A 14,339-nucleotide genomic window follows, 5' to 3' on the forward strand; every position below is an offset into this window, starting at 1 on the left:
AAACAGCAAGAGCGTTGCCGGCGGCTTGGCCGTCGGCGCGCGCGCGCCGTTGCGCGTGGAAACCGCCTATAAGGCGCCGAGCGCGTTTTCGCGCAACGCACCCGGCTATCTCTTCCTTCTGCCGTGGTTCATCGGCTTCTTCGGACTGACCCTCGGACCGGCGATCGCCTCGCTCTATTTGTCCTTTACCGACTATAATCTGCTCCAGGCGCCGAACATGGTTGGACTGGACAACTACATGCGGATCGCCACGGCGGACGACAAATTCCTGTCGTCGATGAAGGTGACGTTGTTTTACGTCGTCTGCTCCGTGCCGCTGAAGCTTGCCTTCGCGCTCTCGGTGGCGCTGCTGCTCAACCGCGGCATCCGGGGACTTCCGGTCTACCGGGCCATCTTCTACCTGCCGTCGCTACTCGGCTCCAGCGTTGCGATCGCGGTGCTGTGGCGGCAGATCTTCGATGCCGACGGCATCGTCAACACCCTGCTCTGGTACACTTTCGGCATCAACGGGCCGAGCTGGATATCCAATCCGGACTATTCGCTCTATACGCTTGTCATTCTCGCCATCTGGCAGTTCGGCTCGCCGATGATCATCTTCCTGGCCGGCCTCAGGCAGATACCGACCGATCTCTACGAGGCCGCCAGTCTCGACGGCGCCTCTAAGGCGCGGATCTTCTTCAAGATCACCCTTCCGCTTCTGACGCCTGTGATTTTCTTCAACGCCGTGGTCCAGACGATCGACGCCTTCAAGGCCTTCACGCCGGCCTATGTGATTTCGTCAGGCACCGGCGGACCGATCGATTCGACGCTGTTCTACACGCTCTATCTCTACCAGGAAGCCTTCGGCTATTTCCGCATGGGCTATGCCTCGGCACTGGCCTGGGTTCTGGTTGTTATCATCGCGATCTTCACCGCCTTCTCCTTCCTCTCCGCTCGTTATTGGGTCCACTACGATGACTGACGCGAAGCTCACCCATTTTGCCGAGGATATGAAGCCGCCGCGCGAGCGCCCGTGGTTCCTCTCTGTCCTCATCCACATCGCCCTCGTCGCCGCATCGATCGTGATGCTCTATCCACTGCTTTGGATGCTCTCCGGCTCGATCAAGGACCAAAACGAGATCTTCGGCACGGCATCGCTGATCCCGTCGCATTTCGATTTCAGTTCCTATGCCCGCGGCTGGTTCGGCGGCCAGGTGACCTTCGGCAAATTCGTCTGGAATTCGGTCGTCATCGCCGTGCTCTCGGTCATCGGCAACGTGATTTCCTGCTCGCTGGCGGCCTATGCCTTCGCGCGGCTGAATTTCTGGGGCAAGAATTTCTGGTTCGCCCTCATGCTGGGTACGCTGATGCTGCCCTATCACGTCACGCTGATCCCGCAATATATCCTCTTCCTGAAGCTCGGCTGGGTGAAGACGATGCTGCCGCTCGTCGTGCCGAAATTTCTCGCGGTCGACGCCTTCTTCATCTTCCTGATGGTGCAGTTCTTCCGCGGCATTCCGCGCGAGCTGGACGAGGCTGCGATGATGGACGGCTGCAGCGCGTGGCGCATCTATTGGCGCATCATGCTGCCACTGTCGCTTCCCGTTCTGGCAACAGCCGCCATCTTCTCCTTCATCTGGACATGGGACGATTTCTTCGGGCCGCTGATCTACCTTTCGGACATCAACACATACACGGTGCAGCTCGGCTTGCGCTCCTTCGTGGATTCCACGGGAAGTTCCGACTGGAGCAGCCTGTTTGCCATGTCGAGCCTGTCGCTGATCCCGGTCTTCCTGATCTTCCTCTTCTTCCAGAGACTGCTGATCGACGGCATCGCAACCGCCGGCCTCAAACGCTGACTAAGAACCAACAGTCCCGAATACCCAAGATTTGGGGCTGTGAACCAACAAACCTATTGAAAGGAAATGTCGCATGAGCGCGCTGCGTTTTGCCGCCATCGGCCTCAATCACGATCACATCTACGGCCAGGTCAACGTCATGCTGCGGGCCGGCGCCGAACTCGTCGCCTTCCATGCGGTGGAAGACGATCTCGCCGCCGCTTTCGCCGGGCGCTTTCCGCAGGCCAAACGCGTCACCGACAGAAGAGAAATCCTGGAGGACAGCTCCATCGCGCTGATCGTCAGCGCCGCAATCTCCAGCGAGCGGGCCGGCCTTGCCATCGAGGCCATGCGCCACGGCAAGGACGTGATGCTCGACAAGCCCGGCATGGTGACGCTGGATCAGCTTGCGGAAGTCAAAAAGGTGCAGGCCGAGACCAAGCGCATCGTCTCCATCCTCTATTCCGAGCATTTCGAGACGGCATCCACGGTCAAGGCCGGCGAACTCGTCAAGGCCGGCGCCATCGGCAAGGTCATCCACACGACGGGCCTCGGCCCGCACCGTCTGCGCAAGCCGACCCGGCCGGACTGGTTCTTCGACCGCAAGCGCTATGGCGGCATCATCACCGACATCGCCTCGCACCAATGCGAGCAGTTCCTATTCTTCGCAGATTCCCTTGAAGCCGAAGTGCTGTCTGCGACGGTGTCCAACCGCGCCAATCCCGAAACGCCCGGCCTGCAGGATTATGGCGATTTTCATCTGCGCACGCCTGACGTGACAGGCTATGTCCGCGTCGATTGGTTCACGCCGGACGGGCTTTCCACCTGGGGCGACGGCCGCCTTTTCATTGTCGGCACCGAGGGCACGATCGAGCTGCGCAAATATATCGACGTCGCTGGCCGCCCTGGCACCGATCACCTCTTCCTCACCGATCGCAAGGGCATGCAGCATATCGACTGCACCGGCTTCGACCTGCCCTACGGCCGCCAGCTTGCCGCCGACATAAGAGACCGCACCGAAACGGCCATGGGTCAGGAACATTGCTTTAAGGCCATGGAGCTCGCGCTGAAGGCGCAGGCGCTCGCCGAGGCAACATCGCTCAACAGCATTCAAAGGTAATTGCGATATGTCCGACATCAAGAAAGTCGCGATCATCGGCCTCGGCATCGGCCGATCCCACATCGTCGAAGGCTATCTGCCGCATTCAGACCGTTTCGAGGTCGCCGTTCTCTGCGATCTCAATGAGGAGCGCCTGAACGCCGTCGGTGACGAATTCGGCATCCGCAGGCGCCTCAAGGATTTCTCCGAAGTCCTGAACATGCCCGATATCGACATTATCGACATCTGCACGCCGCCCGGCTCGCATTTCCAGCTGATCATGCAGGCGCTTGCCGCCGGCAAACATGTGGTCTGCGAAAAACCGCTCGTCGGTTCGCTCGCCGATGTCGACGCCGTCATCGCGGCCGAGAAGACAGCCAAAGGCCGGCTGATGCCGATCTTCCAGTATCGCTATGGCGACGGCATCCAGAAGGCCAAGCGCATCATCGCTTCAGGCATTGCCGGCAAGCCCTATGTCGCGACCTCCGAGACCCATTGGGTTCGCGGCGCCGATTATTATGCGGTTCCCTGGCGCGGCAAATGGGATACCGAACTCGGCGGCGTGCTGATGACGCACTCCATCCATCTGCATGACATGTTGACCTACCTGATGGGGCCGATCGCGGGCCTTTTCGGCCGCGTTGCGACAAGGGTCAACGATATCGAGGTGGAGGACTGCGCCAGCGCCAGCCTACTGATGGAAAACGGCGCGCTTGCCACCATCAGCGCCACGCTCGGCTCACAGGAGCAGATCAGCCGCTTGCGCCTCGCCTTCGAAAACGTCCTGATCGAAAGCAACCACGAGCCCTACAGCCCCGGCCAGGACCCTTGGAAGATCGTCCCCGCCAATGACGAGATCGGCGCGAAGATCGATGCGCTGCTCGCCGATTGGTCGGCGATTCCGAATCGTTTCAATACGCAGATGAAGCTGTTCCACGAAGCACTGGTATCGGGCGGACCGCTGCCGGTGACGACGGCCGATGCCCGCCAGGCGCTGGAACTGGTCACCGCATTCTACGAATCGTCGGAAACCCGCGCCGAAGTCCGCTTTCCCGTCGGGCCGGAAGCCAAGAAATACAAGAGCTGGAGGCCGTCATGAACGTTGCCCCGCGAGCCATCAGGACCAATAAGGAGGAAGCACCCATGGCGACAAGCGTATCGCTGCAGAAAGTCATCAAACGCTATGGCGAGCTTCAGGTGGTTCACGGGATCGATCTGGAAATCGAACCGGGGGAATTCACCGTCTTCGTCGGCCCCTCCGGCTGCGGCAAGTCCACGCTCTTGCGCATGATCGCCGGGCTGGAGCCGATTTCCGGCGGCGGGCTCTATCTCGATGGCAGTCGCATGAACGATGTCCCCGCCTCAAAGCGGGGCATCGCCATGGTCTTCCAGTCCTATGCGCTCTACCCGCATATGACCGTCTACAAGAACCTTGCTTTCGGCCTCGAAACCGCCGGCATGAAGAAGCAGGAGATCCATCCGCGCGTCGAAAAAGCGGCGGAGGTCCTGCAGATCACCCAGCTTCTCCAACGCAAGCCGAAGCAGCTTTCCGGCGGCCAGCGCCAGCGTGTCGCGATTGGCCGCGCCATCGTGCGCGAGCCCAACATCTTCCTCTTCGACGAGCCGCTTTCGAACCTCGACGCCGAGCTGCGCGTGCAGATGCGCGTCGAGATCGCCCGCCTGCACCAGCGGCTCGGCAACACCATGATCTACGTCACCCACGATCAGACCGAAGCCATGACCATGGCCGACAAGATTGTGGTTCTCAACGGCGGCAAGATCGAGCAGGTCGGCGCACCGCTTGAGCTCTACAACAAGCCGACGAACAAGTTCGTCGCCGGCTTCATCGGCTCGCCGAAAATGAACTTCCTCGATGCGAAGGTCGTCGCCTCCGATGATGGGTCCGCCGTCATCGATCTCGCCGGCCAGACGGTGCGCCTGCCGCGCCGGCTGGGCAGCCTCCAGCCCGGACAGCCCGTGACCCTCGGCGCACGCCCGGAACATCTGAACGTTGGCGATCGCGGCCTGGCGCTCGGCGATGCCCGCGTCGATCTCGTCGAGCATTTGGGCGGCCAGACGATCCTCTACGTCACGCTGCACGGCGGTCAGGCGCTGACGGTCGCGCTGGAGGACCAGCAGGCCATCCGCGCCGGAGAAGCGGTCAGCATCCATATCGATCCCGAGCGCTGCCACCTGTTTGGCCCGGATGGCGTGACTTTGTAGTTGGAGCTAGCGCGGGACCTATCTCGCCCCAATCAAACCTCGACGATCCGCCGGCTGCCGATGGTGCGGATCTGGCCCATCGGAATGGCATCGGCCGGAATACCGTCCCGCCGATCCAGCCGAATGCGCCGGCTGCTGCCCGGTGCAAGATGGAACCAGTCATCCTCCGCCCGATAGGCCTCCAGATCGATCTGCACCGATTGCGCCAGCCTATCGGTGCTGAGATCGAGGAACCAGTCCTCGCCCTCCTGCACCGCCGACGCCGTGATCTCGGCATCGTGAAACGCCCTGGCTCGTCCCAGCGGAAAGTAAAAGGCCTGAGCGATCACCATGCCGGTCGCTGATGTCGTCAGCCGCGCCACCGTAACATCATGCGACGGCGGGCCGAAGCGGAAGGCATAGGTCGTGTCGAAGAAGGCGCCGAAAAGATCAGTGCAGGCTATCTTTTGCTTGCCGCGGGCTTCGACGACCAGATCGCGGCCACCGCCGACGACGATCTGATGGCCGTCGCGCAGGCAGGAGACCTCGACCGTCAGCTCAAGCACCGCATCGCTTTCGTTGATGATATGCGCGTCGAGACCGTTCGTGCCCTCGTCCACGAGCAGCACCTGCACCGGCCGGAAGGCACGGCGCAGCGCATACCAGACCGGCTTCGGCTCCCCGGTCGAGTCGATCACGCCCCAGCCGGCGCCGGGAAGCAGGTCCTGCAGCGTCCAGACGAGCGCCCCGTTGCAGCCGGAACCGTGGCGGCGCCACTCGGCATAGGTCTCCTCGGCCACTTCGCCGGTCACAGCGCGGGAGAGGTTAAGATAGAGATCGGGATCTTCCCGCCGCAGCCGATTGGGCTCGAAACCATAAAGCTCGTGAAGATAATGGTCGCGCACATCCTCGAAATCCCAGGAAGCGCCGCGATCGCGCGGCACGCGTTCCTTCCATAGCGGGCTATGGACCGCAGGAACAGGCAGATGCCGGCCGAGCGTGCGCGGCTGCGGCACATGCGCGAAAGCGAGACTCTCGGCGGCAAAGCGGACATCGGCGCGGCGCGCATCGGCAAGCGGCCGCATATAGGCGCCGACGCCGTAATAATGCGTGACACCGGCATTCGGCGAAAACGGCATAGGGCCGCCGGAGGGTGAATTGACGACATAAGGCACATCCGGCCGGAGCGATTGCACCAGTGGAGGAATGATCTCCTCGACAACAGGACTTTTCCAGAACTGTTCGGGCAGGCCCATCATCGCCGCCTGCTGGTGGATCTCGCTGCCGCCGCAAAGGACAGCCAGCGAAGGCGACAGGCGGGTACGGTTCAGAAGCTGCGAAACCTCGACCTCGACATGGGTATTGAAGGCCTTGTCGTTCTTCGGATAGTCGAAATTGGCAAACATGAAATCCTGCCAGACGAGCAGGCCGAGTTCGTCGCAGAGGCGGAAGAAGTCCGGCGTCTCATAGGCCATGGTGCCGCCGATGCGGATCATGTTCATGCCGGCCTCGGCCGCCAGCCGTAGCCAGCTCAGGTAATCGTCGCGGCCGCCCGGCAGGCGCACGATGTCAGCCGTGGTCCAGACTGCGCCACGGCAGAAAATCCGCTCGCCATTGACAATCAGTGCAAAATCCTGCCCGTCGGTCCCGCGATCGACCGACAGCCGGCGAAAACCAGTCTGCCCAAGCGCGTGCTCGACCCCATCGATGACGAGCGTGACATCATGGAGATGCGGCACACCATGCGTATGCGGCCACCAGGGCGCCACATCGGGAATTTTCAGGATTGCGGTATAGCGGCCGGCACCATCGTTCTCGAACGCCTGCTCCGTCTCGCCGCATCGCAGCGCCAGCTCTTCGACATCGCCCTCGATCGCAACCGAGGCATAGAGTCGGCCCTCGCCATTTTCGAGCAGGTCCGGCCGCAGGGAAAGATCACGAACAACAGGCGCGCTCGGCCGCAGCAGTGAAATCGGCCGCCAGGGGCCGACGGCCTGAACCTCGGGGCACCAGCCGGGCATATGGCCGAGCAGCGTCGTGCGCACCATCCGCAGGCCCTGCGGCGTAATCATCTGCGGTCGCCAGCGGGCGCGCGGCCCTGGCTCGGAAAGCTTCGGCTCCAGCGCGCGGAAACAGAGCGCCAGCTCGTCGCCGCCAAGCAGGGTGACGTCGACGTCATGCGCTTCGAACATGCTTTCGGAGACAAGGATTTTCTGGCCGTTGAGAAAAACTTCACAAAGCGTCGCAAGTCCCTCCAGCCGCAAAACCGCCTCTCCCGCCCCCGCATCCACCAAACGGCAGATGTACCAGGCATCGCGGTCCTGAAGAAGCTGCGGCTTCGTCCGGTCGAAACGCCCGGCCTTTTCCAAGGCCTCCGCCACCGTGCCCGGCACGGGCGCCGGGATGAAGCCAGACGTCAGCGGCACATCGGAGGGCGCAATGCAGGTGCCTGCATCCGTGAACACCAGATTCCAACCCTCGCTCAGCCGCATTCCACCGCCGAGATCCGCCAAGCGCCCGCCCATGACATTTTCGGAGGATTTCCCCCGCCCCAATATGTTCAGAAATAACCCAGCCGTATCGCGATCGAACGGAAGCCGGTCAAAGCTTCCGTTCGAGCTCGCTCATCATGGAATCCCACGCATCTGCAGCCGGATCAAGCGCTGTCCGCAACGGCTCGAATTTCTTGCGCGTGACGGCGCGGGCGAGTTGGAACTGCACCGACTTCGCCGTCTCGGAAATTTTCCGCGCTTCTCCGGCCGCATCGGACAAGTCGGCTGTCAGCCAGTCGAAATGACTGCCGGCTAGCTCGAAATTGGCGCCGAGCTGACGCAGCGTGTTGAAAGCGTATTTATGGAAGAAACCGAAAGGCCGTTCGGCGATCGCTTCCACCTGCGCGGGGAAGAATTCGGCAAAGGCGCGGATCGGATTGGCGCGTGGCCGGCGGCGGAAATGGAAGGACAGAAGCTGCCGCGCCGTCTGACGGATTGCGGCTTCGCCCGGTGACTTCTCCGGGAATTTCGCAAATTCCGTGTAGGGCAGGAAGGGCAGGTCCTCATCTGTCAAATGCAGCTGGAAGAGCCCATCGAAATCCTCGCCCGACAGTTGGAAGAACCCGCCATTGTGGAAGTAATCGACTGTGCGGCCTTCCATGTCGAGCCGGTTGATCGCCACCGTCGTCTTGCCGTGTTCGCGGCGATAGCCGACGCCCTGCGTATCGGGCATGAAGAAGGAGTCCATCTCGACCAGGCAGAGCCGGCCGCGGCCGATCTGCTCGACGACATGGTTCTGCACCTTGTCGTAGATTGCAAGCTCGGTGCAGCGCACACCATAGAGCGCTTCCAGATCTTCGAGCGGCACCTTGAAGAAGGTGAACTGGTCGCCTTCGAAATCTTGTGTCACCGTGAAGCCGAGCATGGCTTCCGGCGGCAGCTTCAGGCTTGAGAGCACCTCGATCCAGAGATCGATGTAGCAGTTGGTCTCGGGCCACATGCGCTCGCTGTCGTGCAGCGCATGTGGCTTGTAGGCGGTGGGATCCAATCCCTGAAACACGGCAGCCATGGAAGCGATCAGCCCCACAGCGCCTTGCGCACGCTCTCGGGCCATTCCCTAGCGTCGAGACCGTGGGTGTGGAACAGCGCCAGCGCGATGCGCTCCAGGCCGAAGCCGACGCAGGCCGTGTGCACGACGCTGCCGTCGGCAAAGTTCAGGCCCCACTTCGTGCCGAAGGCATCCTGATGGTAGTTGAAGCTCATGCAGGCGGTCGGCTTGGCGGCAGACGTGATCGGGATCAGCAGCTCGAACTTCAGGTTCTGGTCGCGCTGGTTATTGGCGAGCATCTTGCCGGCGCGGCCGAAGAACGGGTCGTTGGCGACGTCGATGGTCACGTCGAGGCCGACGGCCTTCATCATCTCGACACCGCGATCCATCCAGCTCTGCCGGAAATCCGTCACATGCTTTTCGCTGCCCATGCAGACATATTCGCGCATGCGGAAGAGCTGCTGGCGGGCCGGGTCCTTCGAAGGCTCATGACGGAAGCAATAGGATTGCAGGTCGAAGAGCGCGCCGGTGTCAGGCAATGCGCCGCGCTTGGCGACCGTCGGATAAAGCGGATAGCAGGCTGCTGGCGTCAGCACGATATCGGTCGCCTGCTGGTCCTTGGTCCAGTCGTCGCCGACTTCCATGCACTTCAGCAGGCTCATATGATCGAGCTCGTTGCCGCAGAAGCTGTGCACCGTACCGGCGAGCTGCGGGAAGCTCTTCATGTAACCGCTCGTTTCGAAGAAGGCGCGGTTCATGCCGGGCGGAAAGCGGATGGCCTCGGCGCCATCGGCGCCGCCGAACGTGTCGATCAGGCGCTCGAAAGCGGCAATGACGTCTTCGAACTGACCGCTGCGGCCGTAAAGGCCGTCAACGCCGGTGTCGATCAGAAGACCGGATTCGAAAAGGCGGTCGAGAAACGAGGTCTGCATATCCATGACGATTACCCCAACAGGCTGGTATCTTGTTTGTGGACGAGCAGCATGGTCGACGTATTGCCGAGGATGCGGTCGTTCGAGATCATCAATTGAGCTGAGTGCGCGTCGCGCAGGTGGCGGCCGAGGCTATAGGGCGTACCGTTCTTGTAGCCCATGATGCCGCAGATCAGCATCGCGTGGTTGATGATCGGCAGGATCATCTCCGAGGAGGCGATCTTGACGTTGTTCATCGCCACGGCAAAACCCATCGACGACAGGCGGTCCGCATCGAGCTTCGCCTCTTCATAGGCTTTGAGCCCGGCAACGACGTTGGACTTCACCATCTGCAGCATGCTGGAGGCTTCGGCCAGGCGCAGCGCGCCGGGCGGCGGCGCACCGGGAGACTTGCGGGCCGCGGCGCGCACGAAGGCCTGCGCGCGGGAAACCGCGTCGGCGGCAATGCCGTACCAGACGCCGCTCCAGAGAAGATGCGAGCTTGCCAGCATCGATTGCGCGGCAATTTCGGCAAACGGCTTCGGCAGGATCTGCCTGGCCGGAGCCTGGCCCTTGAACAGGAAGCCGTCGGAGCAGGTGCCGCGCATGCCAAGCGTGTTCCACTCGACCGTGCGCTTGATATCGTATTGGTCCTTCAGAAAGCAGGTCAGAACCTGATCGGAGGACGCCGCCTCGGCATGGCTGCGCGAGGTAATCAGGATGGCGTCGGCATGGGCGCCGTAGGAAATGACGGTCGCATCCTTTTCGAGGTAGCAAGTATCGCCTTCGACCTTGATGGCGCAGATGCTGTTGCGCAGGTTGCCGCCGATCCCGCCTTCGGTCGTCGCCGAAGCCAGCAGCAGCTGTTCCCTCGCGATGCTGCGCATGAAGTCGCGGTGCCAGTCACTATCGGCGCCATGCTCGACTAGGCTCGAAAGCTTGATCTGATGCATGGCGAAGACCATGGCGCTGGCGGCGCAGGCCTGACCGAGGATCGAGCAGATCTCGGCAATCTCGGTGATCGACGCGCTCTCGCCGCCGAGCTCGGCGGGGATCTGTATGGAGAGCAGCTTCTCGGCGCGCATCGCGTCGACGGCTTCGTGTGGGAACCGGCCCTCGGTATCGACGGCATCGGCATGTTGGCTGGCGATTACAGCGACACGGGCGGCGCGCGCCGCCGCCCCCTCGCCCGTCCCAACCTCAAGCAGAGCGACCGCCGCACTCATCATGCGACCTTTCTGCTGTCCAGGATCATGCCGACGGTTCTTTCGATTGCGGCGATACTGGCGAAGGACTTGCGGTTCAGCAGGTTATCGGGAAATTCGATGTCGAAGGCTTCCTCGATGCCAAGCATCAGCTGCACGGAAGCGAAGGAGGACAATCCCGCAGCATAAAGATCGGCATCGTCTTCGATCTGGTCGACAGCAACGGGAAGCGTACCGAACTTGGCCAGCAAATCGCGAATCGTCTTATTCATAGTCTAGTCCCTTCTGGCAATGGAAAGCACGACCGAAGTCATGCCGTCTTATCGTTCGCCAAGAAGTAACAGGTAAAATAGAACATTCCGCTAAGCGACGTGGTAAATACAACTAACTTATACTTTGTGGAAAATTGCTATATACAACACTTGTCTGATTGAAATTTACCATGCGTAAGCCATCTAACTCACGGCCCGCGCATTAATATCATGAATAACTAATATTGTGGAACGACGATTTTGGGAACGTTGAAATGCACAAGAAGGTTAACGCGCCAAAATTCGCCGCCACGTTTTATTCAAAAAACCTCATAACAATCATAGCGTCAGTGATAACATAGGCCGGACAGAGGTCTCTAGGCTTCCGGCGGATAGATGTGCTCGCCGCCGCGGTAGTCCGAAATCGAATAACAGCCTTCCCCCAGCGCGCGAACCGAACTCCCGCCGATATCCGCCTTGCCGTAACCACCGGGAATATCGAGAATATAGGTCGGTTGGCAAAGGCCGGAAATACGGCCGCGCAGTGCCGCGACAATCGCCTGCCCCTCGGCGATCGTCACGCGGAAATGGCTAGTGCCGGGGGCAAGGTCAGGATGGTGCAGGTAATAGGGCTTCACCCGCGTCTCGACGAAAGCCTTCATCAGCGCCGCCAGCACATCCGGATCGTCATTGACGCCCTTCAGCAAAACCGACTGGCTGACGAGTACGATCCCGGCATCGACCAGCCGGGCGCAGGCCGCGCGCGCCTCGTCCGTCATCTCACGCGGATGATTGGCATGCAGCGCCACGTAGAGGGTCTTGCCGCTCGCCTTCAGAGCCGCGATCAGCGCCGCATCGATCCTCGAGGGATCGACGACCGGAATGCGGGTGTGAAAGCGGACAATCTTCACATGATCGATATCGGCAAGCTGCCTGAGAATCTCTTTCAGCCGCCGCGGCGAAAGCACCAGCGGATCGCCGCCCGTCAGGATGACCTCCCAGATCTCTTTTTGGTCGCGGATATAGGCGAAGGCACCGTCAAGCGCGTCGCCATCCAGCGTCCCGAGCCCCTGCGGCCCGACCATTTCGCGCCGAAAGCAGAAGCGGCAATAGACCGGGCAGACATGCACGGCTTTCAGCAGCACACGGTCCGGATAGCGATGCACGATGCCTTCGACCGGGCTATGCGCGTGATCGCCGATCGGATCGGCGCGCTCTTCGGGCGTGACGACCAACTCGGCCATGTCGGGAACGAACTGCCGGGCGATGGGATCGACGGAATCGGCGGGGTCGATCAAGCGCGTAACGGTCGGCGTCAAGGCGACGGCATAACGCTCTGCCACCGCTTCGAGCGCGATCGCCTGATCGGCATCGATCAGCCCGGCACGCTCAAGCTCGCCGATGTTCCGGATCGGACGTATCGCATTCATGCGTCATACTCCGCGACCGGCGCCCACAGCACCTGCTCGATCCGCGAGGCGCCGGTCGCCAGCATCACAAGCCGGTCGAGGCCGAGCGCAATGCCGCTTGCCTCCGGCATGACGGCAAGCGCCTGCAGAAAATCCTCGTCCAGCGGATAGGTCTCGCCATAGACGCGTTGCTTTTCCGCCATCTCGATCTCGAACCGGCGTCGCTGCTCCTTGGCATTTGTGAGCTCGCCGAAAGCATTGGCAAGCTCGACGCCACAGGCATAGAGCTCGAAACGCTCCGCAACGCGGTGGTCCCTGGCCGAAGGCCGGGCAAGGGCTGCCTCGGAAACGGGATATTCATCGAGGATCGTGACGCGGCCGAAGCCAAGATTAGGTTCGATCTTCTCGACCAGTACCCGGCTGAAGAGATCCTGCCACAGATCGTCGCCGGCAACGCGAATGCCGGCCCGGCGCATATCCTCCGCCAGGCGCTCGCGATCCGTCGATCCGTCGCGGCCGATGGAGGCAAAAAGATCGATACCGGCATAGCGCTCGAAGGCGGCGGCGACGCTGATGCGCTCGGGCGCAAGAAACGGATCCGTCTCGGCACCGCGATAGCTTAGCTTCTTCGCCCCGACCGTCTCGGCCGCGAGTCTCAGCAGCGCTGCGCAATCGGCCATTAGGCTCTCGTAGCTTTCGCCTGCCCGGTACCATTCGAGCATGGTGAATTCCGGATGGTGCAGCGGTCCGCGTTCGCGATTGCGGTAGACATGGGCGAAGCAGGCGATGCGCTCCTCGCCGGCCGCCAAGAGTTTCTTGCAGGCGAATTCCGGCGAGGTGTGCAGATAAAGACGCGATGCCCTGCCGTCGGTCGTCACCACCTCGGTCTCGAAGGCATGCAGATGCGCCTCATTGCCGGGCGATACCTGCAGCGTCGCCGTATCCACCTCGATGAAGTCGTTGCGCGCAAAGAAAGTCCGCAGCGCCGCCTGAATGGCATTGCGGCCGATGAGGAACGGCCGCCGGTCCGCATGGACATTGCGGGTCCACCAGGGGGACGCTTTGCTCGACTTCGGCTTCATTCCTAGCTTTCTTCAGGACACCAGCCGCCTTAGGGGTGGCAATTTCCATTAATTTAGGGTAGTTGCGCCCCCAAGCAAACAATTGCTGCGTCTCGGAGAGCATTTCGACAGTCCCTCTACGACGCAAAACGCAGCGTTACAAGGAAGTCTTATGGTCAAGGTCATCGCCTCTTCCGTCCGCAAGGGCAACGTTCTCGACGTCGACGGCAAGCTCTATGTCGTTCTTACCGCCGCGAACTTTCATCCGGGCAAGGGTACGCCGGTTACGCAGGTCGACATGCGCCGCATCGTCGACGGCGTGAAGGTCTCCGAGCGCTGGCGCACCACCGAGCAGGTCGAGCGCGCTTTCGTCGAGGACGTGAACTTCCAGTATCTCTATGAGGACGGCGAAGGCTTCCACTTCATGAACCCGTCCAACTACGACCAGGTGGTCGTCGACGTCGAAACCATGGGCGACCAGAAGGCCTATCTGCAGGAAGGCATGACCTGCGTGCTGTCGATCCACGAAGGTATTCCGCTGGCGCTCGAACTGCCGCGCCACGTCACGCTCGAGATCACCGAGACCGAGCCGGTCGTCAAGGGCCAGACGGCATCGTCCTCCTACAAGCCCGCCATGCTGTCGAACGGCGTACGCACCATGGTGCCGCCGCACATCAACGCCGGCACCCGCGTCGTCATCGCTACGGAAGACAATTCCTACGTCGAGCGCGCCAAGGACTGAGAATCGGCTTCTTTCCGCATTGAAAAACGCCTCGTCTCCATGACGGGGCGTTTTGCATTTCGAGCGAATGGACTCAAATCAAGCTCGCCAAAGCACGCGAGA

13 protein-coding genes are annotated in these 14,339 nt (G+C 61.4%); 6 read left to right on the plus strand and 7 right to left on the minus strand.

Annotation, left to right across the window (positions count from 1 at the left end):
* Positions 1–49 precede the first annotated feature (49 nt).
* From HGP12_RS11105 to HGP12_RS11125, 5 genes are all read left to right on the plus strand, one after another.
* The gene (locus tag HGP12_RS11105; RefSeq protein WP_205926429.1) at positions 50–961 is read left to right on the plus strand and encodes a carbohydrate ABC transporter permease; all 912 of its coding nucleotides are present in this window, start codon (positions 50–52) and stop codon (positions 959–961) included.
* On the plus strand, positions 954–1,838 hold the full coding sequence (locus HGP12_RS11110; RefSeq protein WP_168878766.1) for a carbohydrate ABC transporter permease: 885 nt from the start codon (positions 954–956) through the stop codon (positions 1,836–1,838). The genes HGP12_RS11105 and HGP12_RS11110 overlap by 8 nt, the downstream gene beginning before the upstream one ends.
* Positions 1,839–1,911: 73 nt before the next feature.
* A complete protein-coding gene (locus HGP12_RS11115; RefSeq protein WP_168839758.1) occupies positions 1,912–2,937 on the plus strand; it encodes a Gfo/Idh/MocA family protein in 1,026 nt (341 codons plus the stop codon).
* Positions 2,938–2,944: 7 nt separating this feature from the next.
* Positions 2,945–4,015, plus strand: a complete 1,071-nt coding sequence (locus tag HGP12_RS11120) for a Gfo/Idh/MocA family protein (RefSeq protein ID WP_168839757.1) — start codon at positions 2,945–2,947, stop codon at positions 4,013–4,015.
* Between the two features lie 44 nt (positions 4,016–4,059).
* Complete coding sequence (locus HGP12_RS11125) at positions 4,060–5,139, plus strand: ABC transporter ATP-binding protein (protein ID WP_168839756.1); 1,080 nt, start codon at positions 4,060–4,062, stop codon at positions 5,137–5,139.
* Positions 5,140–5,171: 32 nt separating this feature from the next.
* On the opposite strand, the gene HGP12_RS11130 is transcribed toward HGP12_RS11125, so the two are convergent.
* From HGP12_RS11130 to epmA, 7 genes are all read right to left on the minus strand, one after another.
* Positions 5,172–7,643 (minus strand): glycoside hydrolase family 2 protein, encoded by a 2,472-nt coding sequence (locus HGP12_RS11130; protein WP_168878767.1) that lies wholly within the window; start codon positions 7,641–7,643, stop codon positions 5,172–5,174.
* Between the two features lie 76 nt (positions 7,644–7,719).
* Positions 7,720–8,679: a DUF1839 family protein gene (locus HGP12_RS11135; protein ID WP_168878826.1), complete on the minus strand. Its 960-nt coding sequence runs from the start codon at positions 8,677–8,679 to the stop codon at positions 7,720–7,722.
* An 8-nt stretch (positions 8,680–8,687) separates the two neighbouring features.
* Entirely contained in the window at positions 8,688–9,596 is a 909-nt protein-coding gene (locus HGP12_RS11140) for an amino acid--[acyl-carrier-protein] ligase (protein WP_168878768.1), read from the minus strand.
* A 5-nt stretch (positions 9,597–9,601) separates the two neighbouring features.
* Positions 9,602–10,795 (minus strand): acyl-CoA dehydrogenase family protein, encoded by a 1,194-nt coding sequence (locus HGP12_RS11145; RefSeq protein WP_168878827.1) that lies wholly within the window; start codon positions 10,793–10,795, stop codon positions 9,602–9,604.
* On the minus strand, positions 10,795–11,046 hold the full coding sequence (locus HGP12_RS11150; RefSeq protein ID WP_112336202.1) for an acyl carrier protein: 252 nt from the start codon (positions 11,044–11,046) through the stop codon (positions 10,795–10,797). Before HGP12_RS11150 ends, HGP12_RS11145 begins: the two co-directional genes overlap by 1 nt.
* A 356-nt stretch (positions 11,047–11,402) precedes the next feature.
* Complete coding sequence (locus HGP12_RS11155) at positions 11,403–12,455, minus strand: lysine-2,3-aminomutase-like protein (RefSeq protein WP_168878769.1); 1,053 nt, start codon at positions 12,453–12,455, stop codon at positions 11,403–11,405.
* Positions 12,452–13,516 (minus strand): EF-P lysine aminoacylase EpmA, encoded by a 1,065-nt coding sequence (gene epmA, locus HGP12_RS11160; RefSeq protein ID WP_168878770.1) that lies wholly within the window; start codon positions 13,514–13,516, stop codon positions 12,452–12,454. The genes HGP12_RS11155 and epmA overlap by 4 nt, the downstream gene beginning before the upstream one ends.
* 151 nt (positions 13,517–13,667) lie before the next feature.
* On the opposite strand from epmA, the gene efp reads away from it, so the two are divergent.
* Positions 13,668–14,237, plus strand: a complete 570-nt coding sequence (gene efp / locus HGP12_RS11165; protein WP_168839751.1) for an elongation factor P — start codon at positions 13,668–13,670, stop codon at positions 14,235–14,237.
* Positions 14,238–14,339 lie beyond the last annotated feature (102 nt).

The organism is Rhizobium sp. P28RR-XV (genome assembly GCF_012641385.1).
Classification (GTDB): Bacteria; Pseudomonadota; Alphaproteobacteria; order Rhizobiales; family Rhizobiaceae; genus Rhizobium.

Coding starts and splice junctions, on each gene's coding strand:
- HGP12_RS11155 (WP_168878769.1), bottom strand. CDS start 12,455: ATGAATGCGATACGTCCGATCCGGAACATCGGCGAGCTTGAGCGTGCC.
- epmA (WP_168878770.1), bottom strand. CDS start 13,516: ATGAAGCCGAAGTCGAGCAAAGCGTCCCCCTGGTGGACCCGCAATGTC.
- HGP12_RS11145 (WP_168878827.1), bottom strand. CDS start 10,795: ATGAGTGCGGCGGTCGCTCTGCTTGAGGTTGGGACGGGCGAGGGGGCG.
- HGP12_RS11125 (WP_168839756.1), top strand. CDS start 4,060: ATGGCGACAAGCGTATCGCTGCAGAAAGTCATCAAACGCTATGGCGAG.
- HGP12_RS11115 (WP_168839758.1), top strand. CDS start 1,912: ATGAGCGCGCTGCGTTTTGCCGCCATCGGCCTCAATCACGATCACATC.
- HGP12_RS11120 (WP_168839757.1), top strand. CDS start 2,945: ATGTCCGACATCAAGAAAGTCGCGATCATCGGCCTCGGCATCGGCCGA.
- HGP12_RS11150 (WP_112336202.1), bottom strand. CDS start 11,046: ATGAATAAGACGATTCGCGATTTGCTGGCCAAGTTCGGTACGCTTCCC.
- HGP12_RS11110 (WP_168878766.1), top strand. CDS start 954: ATGACTGACGCGAAGCTCACCCATTTTGCCGAGGATATGAAGCCGCCG.
- efp (WP_168839751.1), top strand. CDS start 13,668: ATGGTCAAGGTCATCGCCTCTTCCGTCCGCAAGGGCAACGTTCTCGAC.
- HGP12_RS11140 (WP_168878768.1), bottom strand. CDS start 9,596: ATGGATATGCAGACCTCGTTTCTCGACCGCCTTTTCGAATCCGGTCTT.
- HGP12_RS11130 (WP_168878767.1), bottom strand. CDS start 7,643: ATGGGCGGGCGCTTGGCGGATCTCGGCGGTGGAATGCGGCTGAGCGAG.
- HGP12_RS11135 (WP_168878826.1), bottom strand. CDS start 8,679: ATGGCTGCCGTGTTTCAGGGATTGGATCCCACCGCCTACAAGCCACAT.